Origin of the sequence: Amycolatopsis sp. cg5, assembly GCF_041346955.1 — a bacterium.
Classification (GTDB): Bacteria; Actinomycetota; Actinomycetes; order Mycobacteriales; family Pseudonocardiaceae; genus Amycolatopsis.
In genome coordinates, this window is the sequence record NZ_CP166849.1 from 8,771,189 (window position 1) to 8,786,175 (window position 14,987).

Consider the following 14,987-nt stretch of genomic DNA (forward strand, 5'->3'; position numbering starts at 1 on the left):
AGGTCGGGTTTCCTTAGACAGGACCAAGAATTCTATGTCGCTCAGGGTAGGGAAGTCACTAGATCGAGCCTCTGTACCGGTGCACCCATCCGCGCTCTTGAAGTGACTCCCATCACGGCGTAGAAAGTAAGTGCGGACGTTGTTCGGCCAGGGAAAAGGTAGAAGAGAAGCCTTTTCCACCCCGGGAAACCTCCGTGCGCGGACTCCGGGCACCCACGCGCAGCGCGCCGCGGGAGGCTCGTCGTCTAGGGACTGCGTAGTGGGACGCCACACGCCGAGTCCATGAAGGTACGACCAGAGTTGCACGCTTGGTCACCCGAAAGTTCGCGCAGAGGGCGGCGCCCGTTGGCTTCGGCCGACGGGCGCCGCCAGCGTTAAAAACACTTTCGTCAGGTGCCGCATGGCACCCACGGCCGACTAATGCGGGAGGGCTTCTCGCGAGGAACTCAACTTAGTCACAGCAAAAGATGAAAATGTTTTTTCACGACCTATCGGGAGGCGTGGAAGGGCACCTTCCTCTTACTGGCCACGATGAAGGACGTCTCGCGCGACGCGCGGGGCGTCCTTCCCCTTTGGTGGAGCATTTCAGGCCAGGATTGGTCTGCGTGGCCGATAGACAACCCCCTGGTACGTGAGTAGCTTTCCGATATCGGCTCGTTCGGGTGAGAAAGTCCCGAGCGGCCGTTTCGTGCTGCGACGCCGCCGTCGGCGCCGCGCGGAAACTGGGAGGCTGCCTTGAGCATCCGACGTGAACTTCCCCGTCGAGTCTTCGTGCTGTCGATGGCAGGCGCGCTCGTCGTCACCGGCGCGAGCGTCGCGTCCGCCGGTCAGACTGGGCAGGTGGACACCTTCGCGGCCGAAGCGCAGCGCACCCTGCACGGGCTGACCCTCGAGGAGAAGGTCGGCCAGCTGTTCGTCACCTGGGTGAACGGCAAGTCGGCCGACGAGGTCAACGCCAAGAACAAGACCGACTTCGGCGTCGACACCCCCGCGCAGGTCATCGAGAAGTACCACCTCGGCGGCGTCATCTACTTCAACAACGACTCGCGGGACAACTTCGACGACCCGGTGCAGGTCGCGAAGCTGTCCAACGGCCTGCAGCGGGCGGCAACGCACAGTGGCGCACGCATCCCGCTGCAGATCGCGACCGACCAAGAGGGCGGCACGGTCACCCGGATGGGTGCCCCGGCGACCGAGTTCTCCGGCGCGATGGCGATCGCGGCCGGCCGCGACACCGGCAACGCGACGGCCGCGGCCACCATCCTCGGCAAGGAACTGCGCGCGGTCGGCATCAACCAGAACTTCGCGCCGGACTCGGACGTGAACTCGAACCCGGTGAACCCGGTGATCGGCATCCGCTCGTTCTCCGGCCAGCCGGGGCTGGCCAGCCAGTTCGTGTCGGCCGAGGTCAAGGGCTACCAGGACGGGCGCAGGCTCTCGCAGACCGTGTCCGCCACCGCGAAGCACTTCCCCGGCCACGGCGCCGCGCCTACGGACAGTCACACCGGGCTCCCCCGCATCGACAGCACCGAGGCGCACTGGCGCGAGACCGACGTCCCGCCGTTCAAGGCGGCGATCCGCGCGGGCATCGACTCGATCATGACCGCGCACATCCAGTTCCCCAGCCTCGATCCGTCGCTGGAACCGGCGACGCTGTCGAAGCCGATCATCACCGGCAAGCTGCGTGGCGAACTCGGCTACAAGGGCGTCATCGTCACCGACTCGCTCGAGATGCAGGGCGTGCGCGAGATGCACTCCGACGCCGAGATCCCGCTGCTCGCGCTCAAGGCGGGCGCCGACCAGCTGCTCATGCCGGTGCACCTGGACGTGGCCATCAACTCCGTCATCGACGCGGTGCGCAAGGGTGAGCTGAGCGAGCGGCGGATCGACGAGAGCGTGCTGCGCGTCCTCACGCTGAAGTTCAAGCGCGGCATCCTGTTCACGCCGTACGTCGACGAGTCGAAGGTGATGGGTCAGCTCGGCACCCCGGCGAACCTGGCGAAGGCGCAGCAGGTCGCCGACCGCTCGATCACCCTGCTGCGCAACGACGGCGGTGTACTGCCGCTGAAGCAGAAGCCCGCCTCCGCGCTGGTCACCGGCTGGGGTGTGTCGACGACCGCGCAGCTCGCCGCCAAGCTCACCGCGCACGGCACGGCGGCGACGGCGTTGCAGACCGGGCAGGCCCCGTCGGACGCGCTGATCGCGCAGTCCGTCGCGGCGGCGCAGGGCAAGGACGTGATCGTCGTGCTCACCAACAACATCCGGCTGTTCCCGTTGCAGCTCAAGCTGCTCGACGCGTCGAACGCCACCGGGAAGCCAGTGGTCGCGGTCGCCGCGGCGATCCCGTACGACGCCGGGTACGACGAGACCGTGAAGACCTGGCTCGCCAGCTACGGGTACATCACGCCGACCGTCGAGGCGCTGGCGAAGGTGGTGCTCGGCGAGGTCGCGCCGCAGGGCAAGCTGCCGGTCGACATCCCGGCGGGCGCCGACCTGACCAAGGTGAAGTACCCGTTCGGCCACGGACTCTCGTGGTGAGCCTCAACCGGCGGGCGTTCCTGGCGGCGAGCGCGGCACTGACGACCAGCGTGGCGGGCGCGACCACCAGCGCCAGCGCGGAGCCCGCGGTCGAAGAAGGCCACCACGGCGTCCGCACCGGCGCGGAAGTCCTTGCCGCGCAAGGCTGGCGCATGCTGGCGGGCCGCAAGGTCGGCGTGCTGTCGAACCCGACCGGGGTGCTGGCGAGCGGTGACCACATCGTCGACTCGATGGTCGCCGCCGGTGTCCGCCCGGCCGCCGCCTTCGGCCCCGAGCACGGCTTCCGCGGCAGCGCGCAGGCAGGCGGATCCGAAGGCGACTACACCGATCCCCGCACCGGCGTGCCCGTCTACGACGCGTACGGCGTCGACGCGACCAAGCTCGCCGCGATGATCACCAAGGCGGGCGTCGACACGGTCGTCTTCGACATCGCCGACGTCGGCGCGCGCTTCTACACCTACATCTGGTCGCTCTACACCGCGATGGTCGCCGCCGCGAAGGCCGGCGCGTCCTTTGTCGTCCTGGACCGGCCGAACCCGTTGGGCGGCAAGGCTTACGGCCCGCTACTGAACCCGGCGTTCAGCTCCGGGATCGGCCGCAAGCCGATCGTCCAGCAGCACGGGATGACCGCTGGCGAGCTCGCCAGGTTCTATGTCGGCGAGTTCCTCCCAGCAGAGGGCGTGAAGCTCCCGAAGCTCGACATCGTGGGAGTCCGTGGCTGGCGCCGCGACGAGCATTTCGCGCAGACCGGGCTCGACTGGATCCCGCCGAGCCCCAACATGCCGACACCCGAGACGGCGCACGTCTACCCGGGCACCGGCATGTTCGAAGGCACCGTGTTCTCCGAAGGCCGGGGCACGACGCGGCCGTTCGAGATCATCGGCGCGCCCGGCCTCGACTGGCGCTGGCGCGAGCAGCTGACCGAGCTGCGGCTGCCCGGTGTGCGGTTCCGCGAGACGTATTTCGTGCCCACGTTCAGCAAGTTCGTCAACGTGACCTGCGGTGGCGTCCAGCTGACGGTGACGGACCCGCGCTCGTTCGACTCGATCCGCACGGCCGTCGCGATGCTCGTCACCGGAAAGCGGCAGCCCGGTTTCGCGTGGCGTCCCGACAACTACATCGACAAGCTGTCCGGTTCCGACCGGCTGCGCACGATGGTCGACGCCGGCGCGGGCGTCGACGAGATCACCGGTTCCTGGCGTGACGAGCTCAGCCGGTTCGACAGACAGCGGCAGCAGTACTTGATCTATAGGTGAGGTACGCATGAAAAGGTGGATCCGGGTCGCGGCGATGGTGAGCGCCGCGGCGGTCACCTTCTCCGGAACGAGCGCGATGGCGAGCACCGACGGCCACACGAGCGGGCGGTTCGACCGTCCGCACCGTGACTTCGCGCCGTCGTGGACCACGCTGCGCGACGGCTCGCCGTCGAGCGCCGGACTGGACCCGGCGCCGATCAAGGCGGCCGAGCGGTTCCTGGAGGGCTGGACCAAGCCGGACATCACCGGCCACCCGCACTTCTCCGGCGCGGTCGGCCTGCTCGCCACCAACGGCGTGATCGTCGACAGGTACACGGTCGGCGGCGCCGTCCGGTACGCCGACGCCACGGGCACCGAGCTGCCGCCGGCGCAGCAGGTGCCGATGCGGATGGACACCATCTTCGACATGGCGTCGGTGTCCAAGCTGTTCACCTCGATCGCCGTGCTGCAGCTGGTCGAGCAGCGCAAGGTCGCGCTCGACGCCCCGGTCATCACCTATCTGCCCGAGTTCGGGGTGAACGGCAAGGAGACCATCACGGTCAAGCAGCTGCTCACGCACACTTCGGGCTTCGACGCCGACCCAAGGCCGTCGCTGTGGGCCGGCTACCCGGACATCCCGTCGCGCCGCAAGGCCGTGCTGGACAGCAAGCTCAAGAACGCGCCGGGCACGACGTACCTCTACTCCGACATCAACCTGCTGACGCTGGGCTTCCTCGTCGAGAAGCTGACCGGCTCGACGCTCGACGCCGTCGTGCGCGACCGGATCACCGCGCCGCTGGGCATGGCCGACACCGGCTACAACCCGCCCGCGTCGAAGCTGGACCGGGTCGCGGCGACCGAGTTCCAGTCGAACCCGCCGCGCGGCATGGTCCGCGGCTCGGTGCACGACGAGAACGCCTGGTCACTCGGCGGCATCGCCGGGCACGCCGGGGTGTTCTCGACCGCGGGTGACATGGTCGTGCTCGGCCAGGCCATCCTCAACGGCGGCAGCTACCGGGGGCACCGGATCCTGCGGCCGGAGACCGTCCGGAGCATGCTCACGGACTACAACCAGGCGTTCCCCGGCAACAACCACGGACTGGGCTTCGAGCTCGACCAGATGTGGTACATGGGCGCGCTGGCGTCGCCGAGCACCGCGGGGCACACCGGTTACACGGGCACCTCGTTCGTCATCGACCCCGAATCGCGCTCGGTGGCCATCCTGCTGACCAACCGGGTGCACCCGAGCCGCAGCTGGGGCTCGATCAACCTCGCCCGCGAAACCTGGGCGAGCTCGCTCGCACGTGCCATGGCGGTCCGCCCGGAGGCCGGGCGCGATCATTGGGCCACCACGATCGGGGACGCGAGTTCGGCCACGCTGACGACTCCCCAGGTCAAGGCGGGTTCGCTCAAGGTGACTTTCGACGCCTTCGTCGACTCGGAAGAAACTGACCTTCTCTCCTTGGAGTCGAGTGCGGACGGGGTGTCATGGACCCCGGTGAAGATGCGGGCGGAGGGGCCGGGAGCACCGCTTTCTGAATCGGTTTCGTTGTCCGGCCATGGTCACCGCCAGTGGTGGCGAGTAATCGCGAACGTGACTACAGCCGTTCCGGTAATACTTCGGTGGCGCTACGCGACCGACGCCCGTTACACGGGACGCGGGATACAGCTTGATGACATCCGGGTGACGGAGAGCGGTCGCACGGTTATCGACGGTGAGCATCACCCGTCAATCTTCACCGCATCGGGCTGGGTGCTCCACTCTCGGTGACTGAAGGTAAGAATCTGGCAAAAATAGCGTGCCGCTGAGCGGGATTGCCCCCGTTACAGTGCGACTCTACGTTGCCAATCTGTTAGCTCGGGGACGTTAACGACTGGGACCTGGTTAGCGACTTTCAGTTCAACGATTAATCGCAAAAGCATCCGCAGACACGGATGGGTTGCGATCTCCCCGAAGGGTGTGGGTAGCCTTGTCTCAAATGCCGACGGTTAGTAACTTTCCCACGGTGGACACTGCCGATTCAGTGACGGTGACGGCACCGCCCGAGTCCGTGCCTGTGCAGCACCAGGTGCGCGACGCGGAGGCGAGCCCGCTCGTCCGAATCCGCTCGCTCCTGCCCGGCCTGGCCCGCGCCGAGCAGCGCGTCGCCAAGGTCGTCCTCGAAGACCCCGCGTCCGTCGCGCGCCGCAGCATCACCGAGGTGGCGCTCGCCGCGAACACCAGCGAGACCACGGTCACCAGGTTCTGCAAGGCCGTCGGCGTCGGCGGCTACCCGCAGCTGCGCATCGCGCTGGCCGCGGACACCGCGCGCTCCGAAGCCCGCTCCAGCCGCAACCTCGGCGGCGAGATCAGCCCGGACGACGACCTGCAGTCGGTCATCAACAAGGTCAGCTTCGCCGACGCGCGCGCCGTCGAGGAGACCGCCGAGCAGATCGAGGTCGAGACCCTGCAGAAGGTCATCGACCTGCTCGCCTCCGCGGGCCGGGTGGACGTCTACGGCGTCGGCGCGAGCGCCTTCGTCGCGGCCGACCTGCAGCAGAAGCTGCACCGCATCGGCCGGATCAGCTTCGCCTGGTCGGACACGCACATCATGCTGACCTCGGCCGCCGTGCTGGGTGACGCGGACGTCGCGGTCGGCATCTCGCACACCGGCGCCACCACCGACACCGTCGAGGCGCTGCGCGTGGCCCGTGAGCACGGCGCGACCACCATCGCGCTGACGAACTTCCCGCGCTCGCCGATCACCGAGGTCGCCGACCACGTGCTCACCACGGCCGCCCGCGAGACCACGTTCCGCTCCGGCGCCACGGCGAGCCGCATCGCGCAGCTCACCGTCATCGACTGTCTCTTCATCGGTGTCGCGCAGCGGCACATGGACGACGCCGTCAACGCGCTCGACGCGACGCGTGACGCCGTCGGCTCACACAGGCTCGGAGTCCGCCCCGACGGCAGGCGGCGGCCCCGGGAAACCGGCAAATGAACGATGACTTAGAAGCGAGGCGCATGATGACCGTCCCACGGCAGGTGGTGCACGTCGATTCGCCGACCGAGCAGCGGAACCCGCGCACCACCGACATCGACCTGATGTCGACCATCGGCATCCTCGGCGCGATCAACGCCGAGGACCGCCGGGTGCCGGACGCGGTGAACGCGGTGCTGGGCCAGCTGGCCGTCGCCGTCGACCACGCCGTGGAAGCGCTGCGCGGCGGTGGCCGGGTGCACTATGTCGGGGCCGGTACGTCCGGCAGGCTGGCCACGCTCGACGCGGCCGAGCTGGTGCCCACGTTCAACGTGCCGCCGGACCTGTTCGTCGCCCACCACGCGGGTGGCGAGCGGGCACTGCGCCAGGCCGTGGAGAACGCCGAGGACGACGCGATCGCCGGTGCGGCCGAGATGACCGCGTCGGTGGAGCCGGGTGACTTCGTGCTCGGGCTCACCGCGTCCGGCCGGACCCCGTTCGTGCTCGGCGCGCTCGCCGCGGCGGCCCGTCGCGGCGCGAAGACCGGGCTCGTGTCCGGCAACGCCAAGGGATCGAAGCCGCCTGGCGTCGACGTGCTCATCGCCGTCGACACCGGACCGGAGGCCATCGCGGGCTCGACCAGGATGAAGGCGGGCACCGCGCAGAAGCTGATCCTCACCTCGTTCTCGACGGCGACGATGATCAAGCTCGGCAGGACGTATTCGAACCTGATGGTCAGCATGCGCGCGACCAACGCGAAGCTGCGCGGCCGGACGGTGCGGATCCTGCAGGAGGCCACCGGCATGACCATGGCGGTGTGCTCCGACGCGCTCACCGAGGCCGACGGCGAACTGAAGGTCGCGCTGGTCCACCTGCTCTCCGGGGTGGACGTCCGCGGCGCGGCGGCCGCGTTGTCGGCCAACGACGGTCATGTCCGCAAGGCACTGGATTCGTTGCACATAAGGGCGAGTTAGTCAGTTCGGTTCGCTCGATCGATGCCACTGTTCTGGCATGGACGAGTACTACGCGGCCGAAGTCGGTTCGACCGCGCTCGGTGTGGCGATGGCGCGCGCACTGGAGCACGGGAAACCCGGCGGGCTGGTGGCCGACCCGCTCGCGGGCCGGTTCCTGGCGGCGGCAGGCATCACCGTGCCGGACCCGGCGCGGGTGCAGGCGGACAGCGGCGTGACCTACGTCGCGGTGCGCACCAGGTATTTCGACGACTACTTCCACGCCGCGATGGCGGCGGGGATAAGGCAGGTGGCGATACTCGCCGCCGGTCTCGACGTCCGCGCCCAGCGGCTGGGCTGGCCGGACGGGACCGTGCTGTTCGAGATCGACCAGGCACGGATGCACGAGTTCAAGCAGCGCGTCCTCGACTCCGCAGGCGCGCACGCCCGCTGCGTGCGCCACACGGTGGCGGCCGACCTGCGCGGCGACTGGGAGAAATCGCTGGCCGCCGCCGGCTTCGACGCGGACGAACCGACCGCTTGGCTGCTCGAAGGTTTGGTGCAGTACTTGCCCGCCGCGGCCGAGGAGGAGCTGGCCGAGACGGTCCACGCGCTTTCGGCGCCCGGCAGCATGCTTTCGGTCGAGTACGTGCACGGCTGGGAGTTCGAGGAGATGCGGGACGACCCGTTGTTCGCCGAAGCCGCCGAACGCTACGGCGTCGACATCATCGGACTCTGGAACATCGAGCCGCGCCGCGATCTCGCGAAGTGGCTGGACACCGTCGGCTGGACCGTGTCCACCGAAGAGGCGACCGAGGTGTCAGCGCGCTTCGGCAGGCCGCTCACTTCCGGCATGGACGCGATCATGGGCCGGAGCCTGCTTTTCACGGCGCGCCGAGAGGGCTAGCGCGAGCAGCACGGAAACCGCCGCGACCGGGCCAAGCCACTTCGGGCCGGCGACGGCGAGCACGGTGCCGCCGACAGCCGAGCCGAGCGCGCCGCCCGCGTAGATCGCGGACCCGTTGAGCCCCAGTGCGACCGACGGCGCGTCCGGCGCGAGTGAGAACAGCCGGTGTTGCTGCGGCACCATCAACATTCCCGAGAAACCACCGATCAGCAACGCGTAGACAATCGTCGACGGCAGGCTCAGCACGGCGAAATCGAGCAGCAGCAACGCGGTCGCCACCCCGGACAGCGAGATGAGCCGCACGCGGTCTGGGCCGAGCCGATCGGTCCAGCGGCCTGCCAGCGTCGTCCCGATGACCTGCCCGATGCCGTTGCCGACGAGCACCCACGCGAGCACGGCACCGGCGGCGACGTCCTTCGCGATCACCGGCAGATAGGTGGCGACGCCGAAGGTCGCGAGCATGGCCAGCACGGTCACCCCGAGCACGCGCGCGATCGGCGGCCGCACGACGACCGCGAGCCGGTCGCGCAGTCCCGTGGTCGGCACGCGCACCGACGGCAGGAGCGGAACCGCGAGCGCGACAAGGATTCCGAGCGCGCCGATGCCCCACATGACCGTGCGCCAGCCGACCAGGTTCCCGGCGAGCACCCCGATCGGCACCCCCAGCACCATCGACACACTCATCCCGGCCGCGACGGTCGCCAGCGCGCGGCCGCGGTGCGCTTCCGGCGCGATCGCGCTCGCCATGACGTACGCGTTCGCCTGGAAGGCGGCCGCACCGAGCGCGGCGAGCACCCTCGCGACGGCGACGACCGTGAAGCTCTCCCCGAGCGCCTGCCCGGCCATGCCGGCGGTGAACAGCACGAGCCCGGCGCCGAGCAGGCGTTTGCGGTCCCATGCCCCGGTGAAGGCGGCGATCAGCGGCGAGCCGATCGCGTAGGTGGCGGCGAAGACCGTCGTCAGCTGGCCTGCGACGGACTCCGAGACGTGCAGGTCGGCGGCGATGGTGGGCAGCAGCCCGTTCAGGACGAAACCGTCGGTGCCGAGGATGAAGGTCCCGACGGCGAGGATGAGCAGGGGCCCCAGAACGAGCCGATCATTCGATGATCGTCGAATCGTCATGCGGGTATAGTGGGTCAACAGTTCGACGCTTGTCAAACAATCTAAAGGAGTGCCCGGTGGCCAGGACGTTGCCACAGCCGCCCCGCGAGGCGCTGGAGATCGTGACGCTGCTTCAGGCCTTGGCCGACCCGGTACGCCTCGAACTGGTCCGCGCACTGCGCGACGGCGACGGCCCGTGCCCCTGCGGCCTCGACGCATACGACGTCGACATCAGCGCGCCGACCCTCTCCCACCACTGGCGCGTCCTACGCGAAGCAGGCGTGACCACCACGTTCACCGAAGGCCGCAAACGCTGGGTAGAGCTCCGTACCGCCGACGTCCACGCCCGCTTCCCCGGCCTCCTCGACGCGATCCTGACCCGCCCGTGAAAGCCCGAAAGCCACTTTAGTCAGATGCGATCTGCCGAAAGTGGCTTTCGGGCTATGAGACCTGACCAACGCCCCTTTCGGGCTACGCCTATCCCCAATGCGTCGTCGGGTACCTCGTAGGTGCCGAAAGACGCATTGGGACCTGCCACGGACCGAAAGACGCATTGGGGACGTGGCAAGGACCGAACGACGCATTGGGGTAACCCCAGGTACCGAAAGACGCATTCGGGACCCACCAGGGACCGAAAGACGCATTCGGGACCCACCAGGGACCGAAAGACGCATTCGGGACGTGGCAAGGACCGAACGACGCATTGGGGCGGGCAGGGGTCAGCCGGCGGCGTCGGAGATGCTGCGGGCCTCCTTGGCGCCGCTTTCGATTGCCTCGCAAGAGAAAAGGAGCCATTCGCGGACGCCGTCGGCGGAGCCGGAGGCGAACGCCGAGGCGGCCGCCTGGTACTTGGTGATCCGCCGGAAGTAGGCGACCTCGGGCACGGTCAGCGCCTTGGGGTCGAGGCCGGTCGCGATCATCGAGAGCCGGGCCGCCGCGCGGGCGACCACGCCGTCGGCCGAGCCGAAAGGCTTGAGCGCCAACAGTTCCCCGTGTACGACGGCCGACAGAACCGGGCCGGGCACCGAGGTCGCGCCCGTGATCAGCTGCGCGAGCAATTCCAGCCGGGGGCCGGCGCCCTCGACGGGCCTGCCCAGTGAGTCCTGATCGGACACGAGGTCGGCCGCGGCCAGCAAGTGCAAGCGGGCCAAGGCTTGCAGCGGCGCGCGCCGCCAAGTCGGCAGCATGGACTCCAATGCTTCGGCCACTCGCAAGGCGCCGGCGAGCACCGGGTCGCTGACGACGTCCGAGACGTCGAGCGAAGCACCTTCGATTCCTGCGGAGGAACGGGCCGCGCGGACGGAGGCTTCCGACGCCGTGGCCGAGCCGTCGCGGAGGTTGGCTGGCAGGCGGTGGACGGCGAAAACCGCGTCCTGGGCCGATTTCACGGCCGCGGCGACGTCTTCCAGAGCCAGGAGTGGGGCGAGTGGGTCGCTCACGCGTCGAGCACCTGACCTTCGCGGCGGACGACCGGCGGCTGCACGGACCAGGGGAAGTTGATCCACTTGTCCGTGTACTTCCAGACGTACTCGCATTTGACCTCGGAGCGCGGCTTCTCGTAGATCACCGCGCAGCGGACCTCGGCGACGTGGTCGGCGCAGAAGTCGCGTACCAGCTTCAGGGTCGCGCCGGTGTCGGCGACGTCGTCGGCCACGAGCACGGTCGCGCCGGTGAGGTCGACGGCGTTGGGTACCGGCGGGAGCATGACCGGGAGGTCGAGACGCTCGTCGACGCCGGTGTAGAACTCGACGTTCATCACGTGCAGGTTCTTGACGTCCAGCGCGTAACCGAGCGCGCCTGCGACGAACAGGCCGCCGCGCGCGATGGACAGGATCAGGTCCGGCTCGAACCCGTCGTCGGCGATGGTCTGCGCCAGGTCACGGCTGGCCGTGCCGAACAAATCCCAGGTGAGCTCTTCCCGATCCGTCATGCCGCCGAGCATAGGCAACGCCGAAGTGGTATCTCGAAATGCTTCGAAATTGGCCATTCAAAGCAGCCACCCAGCGGCCTACCGTCAAGATCATGACCTGGTTCGAACAGCCGACCCTGCGCGGCAAGCACGTCCTTCTGGAACCTCTCGCGCCCGAGCACGCCGAAGGCCTTCACAAGACGACGGCCGATCCCGCGATCTTCACCTGGCTGAGCATCCGTCAGCCCAAGGACGTCGAAGAGACCGCGAAGCTCGTCGACGCCATCCTGAATCAGCCAGGCAGGCTCGCCTGGGCGCAGATCGACGCGCGCACCGGCGAGGTCGCGGGCACCACCTCGTACTACCAAATCGATTCCACCCACCGGAATCTCCACATCGGCTACACCTGGATCGGCCGCGACTGGCAGCGCACCGCGCTCAACACCGAGGCGAAACTCCTTTTGCTGCAACGAGCTTTCGACGACCTGAAGGCCAACCGCGTCGCGTGGGAGACCGACATCAACAACGAACGCTCACAGCGCGCGATCGAACGGCTCGGCGCGCAAAGGGAAGGAGTGCTGCGAGCACACCGGGTGCGCCCCGACGGCACGCTGCGCGACACCGTCCTCTACTCGCTGACCGGACCAGAATGGCCAGCGGTCCGTAACTCCCTCACCTCAAGGGTGTGAAACCCGGGCGCAACGGCGCTGCAACCTTTTACTTCGCGTCGTAACGTCGATAGCGTGCCCACGGGCGTGAAGACACGCGAATATTCAGGAGGCATCGCACCATGACCGAGCAGTCGCCGGCGCTGGACAACCTGCTCACGGAGAGCCGGACCTTCCCACCGAACGAAACCTTCAGCGCGCAGGCGAATGCCAAGGCGGACATGTACGCCGAGGCGGACGCCGACCGTGAGGGGTTCTGGGCGACGCAGGCGGAGCGGCTCTCGTGGGACACCAAGTGGTCGCAGGTATTGGACTGGACCAATGCGCCGTTCGCCAAGTGGTTCGTCGGCGGCAAGCTGAACGTCGCGTACAACTGCGTCGACCGCCACGTCGAGAGCGGCCATGGCGACCAGATCGCGATCCACTGGGTCGGCGAGCCGGGCGACAGCCGCGACATCACTTACGCGGAGCTGAAGGACGAGGTCTCGAAGGCCGCGAACGGCCTGGCGTCCATCGGTGTCGGCGCGGGTGACCGGGTCGCGATCCAGTGCCCGATGATCCCCGAGGCGATCGTCGCGATGCTCGCCTGCGCCCGGATCGGCGCGCTGCACTCCGTGGTGTTCGGCGGTTTCTCCCCGACCGCGCTGCGCTCGCGCGTCGACGACCAGCAGGCCAAGGTCGTCATCACCTCCGACGGCCAGTACCGCCGCGGCAAGGCCGCGCCGATGAAGGTCAACGTCGACGAGGCGCTCGAAGGCGCCGAGTCCGTCGAGAAGGTGCTCGTCATCCGCCGCACCGGCGAAGAGGTCCCGCTCGCCGACGGCCGTGACCTGTGGTGGCACGAGCTCGTCGACGGCCAGTCCGCCGAGCACGCCCCCGAGGCGTTCGACTCCGAGCACCCGCTCTTCATCCTCTACACCTCCGGCACCACCGGAAAGCCGAAGGGCATCCTGCACACCTCGGGTGGTTACCTGACGCAGGCGGCGTACACGCACCACAACGTGTTCGACCACAAGGCAGGCGAAGACGTTTACTGGTGCACCGCCGACATCGGCTGGATCACCGGGCACAGCTACATCGTGTACGGCCCGCTCGCCAACCGGACGACGCAGGTCGTCTACGAAGGCACGCCGAACACCCCGCACGAGGGCAGGCACTGGGAGATCATCCAGAAGTACAAGGTCTCCATCTACTACACCGCGCCCACGCTGATCCGCACGTTCATGAAGTGGGGCAACGAGATCCCGCAGAAGTACGACCTGTCGTCGCTGCGCGTGCTCGGCAGTGTCGGCGAGCCGATCAACCCCGAGGCGTGGATCTGGTATCGCGAGAACATCGGCGCGAACTCCGCGCCGATCGTCGACACCTGGTGGCAGACCGAGACCGGCGGCATCATGATCTCGCCGCTGCCGGGCGTCACGCACACCAAGCCGGGTTCGGCCCAGCGCGCGCTGCCGGGCATCTCCGCGACGATCGTCGACGACCAGGCGAACGAGGTCGGCAAGGGCGGCGGCGGGTACCTGGTGCTCGACAAGCCGTGGCCGGGCATGCTGCGCGGCATCTGGGGCGACGAGGCCAGGTTCAAGGAGACGTACTGGTCCCGCTTCGCCGACCAGGGCTACTACTTCGCCGGTGACGGCGCCAAGTACGACGCCGACGGCGACATCTGGCTGCTGGGCCGGGTCGACGACGTGATGAACGTGTCCGGGCACCGCATCTCGACCACCGAGGTCGAGTCGGCGCTGGTCTCGCACCCGACGGTCGCCGAGGCCGCCGTGGTCGGCGCGACCGACCCGACCACGGGACAGGGCATCGTCGCGTTCGTCATCCTGCGCGGCAACGCCGTCGACGGCGGCGACGAGGCCGTCCAGGAGCTGCGCAACCACGTGGCCAAGGAGATCGGCCCGATCGCCAAGCCTCGCCAGATCCTGGTCGTCCAGGAGCTGCCGAAGACGCGGTCCGGCAAGATCATGCGCCGCCTGCTGCGCGACGTGGCCGAGAACCGCGCGGTCGGTGACGTCACCACGCTCGCCGACTCCTCGGTGATGGACCTGATCTCGTCCGGACTGAAGACCGGCAAGTCCGAGGAGTAAGACCCCGGGATAAAGCGGGCTTTACTCCCCGGAGTAAAGCCCGCTTTATCGCGTCGGCACCCCCCAGCGCGCGAGAGTCGAACGCTTGTTCTAGACTGCGCGCGGCACCACCACCATTTCCGGGCAAGGAGACGACACCGACGATGACCGTGGACACCTTGACGCAAGAGGAAACGGCGACCGCACCGGAGACGGACTCGGCACCGCAGGCCACCACCACGCCTGAGGCGACCACCCCGGCACCGGCGCCCGCTCCCAGCGAGACCGAGGAGCCCGCCGAGGACGCCAAGCCCAAGCGTGGCCGCCCGAAGGCAGCCACCACCGCCAAGAAGACCCGCACGGTCGAGCTGACGCTGACCGTCACCGGCACCGCCGACGGCAACTGGCAGGCCGAGCTCAAGCACGGCAGCAAGTGGGTCGCCCAGGGACTCGACATCCCCGCGGCCGCCGTCTCGCGTGCGGCCAAGGAGCTGCACGTCGAGCTGTCCGGCCCGATCGACGAGGTGATCAACGCCGCCCGCGAAGCGCAGGCCGCGAAGGTCGCCGAGCTCGAGGCGCAGCTGGAGCAGGCGAAGCAGGCGCTGGCCGAGCTCGACTCGTAGGACTTTTTCCCCGCCGGGGCGGAT

At 68.4% G+C, this 14,987-nt stretch carries 13 protein-coding genes; 10 read left to right on the forward strand and 3 right to left on the reverse strand.

Annotation, left to right across the window (positions count from 1 at the left end; translation table 11 throughout):
• Positions 1-780: 780 nt before the first annotated feature.
• From AB5J62_RS39810 to AB5J62_RS39835, 6 genes are all read left to right on the forward strand, one after another.
• Positions 781-2,538: a glycoside hydrolase family 3 protein gene (locus AB5J62_RS39810; protein ID WP_370950467.1), complete on the forward strand. Its 1,758-nt coding sequence runs from the start codon at positions 781-783 to the stop codon at positions 2,536-2,538.
• The gene (locus AB5J62_RS39815) at positions 2,535-3,794 is read left to right on the forward strand and encodes an exo-beta-N-acetylmuramidase NamZ domain-containing protein (RefSeq protein WP_370945196.1); all 1,260 of its coding nucleotides are present in this window, start codon (positions 2,535-2,537) and stop codon (positions 3,792-3,794) included. The genes AB5J62_RS39810 and AB5J62_RS39815 overlap by 4 nt, the downstream gene beginning before the upstream one ends.
• A 7-nt stretch (positions 3,795-3,801) precedes the next feature.
• Positions 3,802-5,544 (forward strand): serine hydrolase, encoded by a 1,743-nt coding sequence (locus tag AB5J62_RS39820; protein WP_370945197.1) that lies wholly within the window; start codon positions 3,802-3,804, stop codon positions 5,542-5,544.
• A 208-nt stretch (positions 5,545-5,752) separates the two neighbouring features.
• The gene (locus tag AB5J62_RS39825; RefSeq protein WP_370945198.1) at positions 5,753-6,754 is read left to right on the forward strand and encodes a MurR/RpiR family transcriptional regulator; all 1,002 of its coding nucleotides are present in this window, start codon (positions 5,753-5,755) and stop codon (positions 6,752-6,754) included.
• A gap of 23 nt (positions 6,755-6,777) precedes the next feature.
• Positions 6,778-7,707, forward strand: a complete 930-nt coding sequence (locus tag AB5J62_RS39830; RefSeq protein ID WP_370945199.1) for an N-acetylmuramic acid 6-phosphate etherase — start codon at positions 6,778-6,780, stop codon at positions 7,705-7,707.
• 37 nt (positions 7,708-7,744) lie between these two features.
• Positions 7,745-8,590, forward strand: a complete 846-nt coding sequence (locus tag AB5J62_RS39835) for an SAM-dependent methyltransferase (protein ID WP_370945200.1) — start codon at positions 7,745-7,747, stop codon at positions 8,588-8,590.
• On the opposite strand, the gene AB5J62_RS39840 is transcribed toward AB5J62_RS39835, so the two are convergent.
• The gene (locus AB5J62_RS39840; protein WP_370945201.1) at positions 8,504-9,712 is read right to left on the reverse strand and encodes an MFS transporter; all 1,209 of its coding nucleotides are present in this window, start codon (positions 9,710-9,712) and stop codon (positions 8,504-8,506) included. The genes AB5J62_RS39835 and AB5J62_RS39840 overlap by 87 nt on opposite strands.
• A gap of 56 nt (positions 9,713-9,768) precedes the next feature.
• On the opposite strand from AB5J62_RS39840, the gene AB5J62_RS39845 reads away from it, so the two are divergent.
• Positions 9,769-10,080 (forward strand): ArsR/SmtB family transcription factor, encoded by a 312-nt coding sequence (locus AB5J62_RS39845; RefSeq protein WP_370945202.1) that lies wholly within the window; start codon positions 9,769-9,771, stop codon positions 10,078-10,080.
• A gap of 330 nt (positions 10,081-10,410) precedes the next feature.
• On the opposite strand, the gene AB5J62_RS39850 is transcribed toward AB5J62_RS39845, so the two are convergent.
• Together AB5J62_RS39850 and AB5J62_RS39855 are read right to left on the reverse strand one after the other, a co-directional pair.
• Positions 10,411-11,130, reverse strand: coding sequence for an oxidoreductase (locus AB5J62_RS39850; RefSeq protein ID WP_370945203.1), 720 nt, complete (start codon positions 11,128-11,130; stop codon positions 10,411-10,413).
• On the reverse strand, positions 11,127-11,621 hold the full coding sequence (locus AB5J62_RS39855) for a phosphoribosyltransferase (protein WP_370945204.1): 495 nt from the start codon (positions 11,619-11,621) through the stop codon (positions 11,127-11,129). Before AB5J62_RS39855 ends, AB5J62_RS39850 begins: the two co-directional genes overlap by 4 nt.
• 92 nt (positions 11,622-11,713) lie before the next feature.
• Between AB5J62_RS39855 and AB5J62_RS39860 the strand changes: the two genes are divergently transcribed.
• The 3 genes from AB5J62_RS39860 to AB5J62_RS39870 all read left to right on the forward strand — a co-directional run bounded on the left by AB5J62_RS39860 (position 11,714) and on the right by AB5J62_RS39870 (position 14,963).
• On the forward strand, positions 11,714-12,289 hold the full coding sequence (locus tag AB5J62_RS39860; protein WP_370945205.1) for a GNAT family N-acetyltransferase: 576 nt from the start codon (positions 11,714-11,716) through the stop codon (positions 12,287-12,289).
• A 101-nt stretch (positions 12,290-12,390) separates the two neighbouring features.
• On the forward strand, positions 12,391-14,361 hold the full coding sequence (gene acs / locus AB5J62_RS39865; protein WP_370945206.1) for an acetate--CoA ligase: 1,971 nt from the start codon (positions 12,391-12,393) through the stop codon (positions 14,359-14,361).
• Positions 14,362-14,504: 143 nt separating this feature from the next.
• The gene (locus AB5J62_RS39870; RefSeq protein WP_370945207.1) at positions 14,505-14,963 is read left to right on the forward strand and encodes a DUF6319 family protein; all 459 of its coding nucleotides are present in this window, start codon (positions 14,505-14,507) and stop codon (positions 14,961-14,963) included.
• The last annotated feature ends 24 nt before the right edge of the window (positions 14,964-14,987 follow it).

Excerpts from the sequence above, each read along its gene's own strand:
- AB5J62_RS39870 (WP_370945207.1), top strand. The coding sequence starts at position 14,505 with ATGACCGTGGACACCTTGACGCAAGAGGAAACGGCGACCGCACCGGAG.
- AB5J62_RS39835 (WP_370945200.1), top strand. The coding sequence starts at position 7,745 with ATGGACGAGTACTACGCGGCCGAAGTCGGTTCGACCGCGCTCGGTGTG.
- AB5J62_RS39810 (WP_370950467.1), top strand. The coding sequence starts at position 781 with ATGGCAGGCGCGCTCGTCGTCACCGGCGCGAGCGTCGCGTCCGCCGGT.
- AB5J62_RS39825 (WP_370945198.1), top strand. The coding sequence starts at position 5,753 with ATGCCGACGGTTAGTAACTTTCCCACGGTGGACACTGCCGATTCAGTG.
- AB5J62_RS39855 (WP_370945204.1), bottom strand. The coding sequence starts at position 11,621 with ATGACGGATCGGGAAGAGCTCACCTGGGATTTGTTCGGCACGGCCAGC.
- AB5J62_RS39840 (WP_370945201.1), bottom strand. The coding sequence starts at position 9,712 with ATGACGATTCGACGATCATCGAATGATCGGCTCGTTCTGGGGCCCCTG.
- AB5J62_RS39860 (WP_370945205.1), top strand. The coding sequence starts at position 11,714 with ATGACCTGGTTCGAACAGCCGACCCTGCGCGGCAAGCACGTCCTTCTG.
- AB5J62_RS39820 (WP_370945197.1), top strand. The coding sequence starts at position 3,802 with ATGAAAAGGTGGATCCGGGTCGCGGCGATGGTGAGCGCCGCGGCGGTC.
- AB5J62_RS39830 (WP_370945199.1), top strand. The coding sequence starts at position 6,778 with ATGATGACCGTCCCACGGCAGGTGGTGCACGTCGATTCGCCGACCGAG.
- acs (WP_370945206.1), top strand. The coding sequence starts at position 12,391 with ATGACCGAGCAGTCGCCGGCGCTGGACAACCTGCTCACGGAGAGCCGG.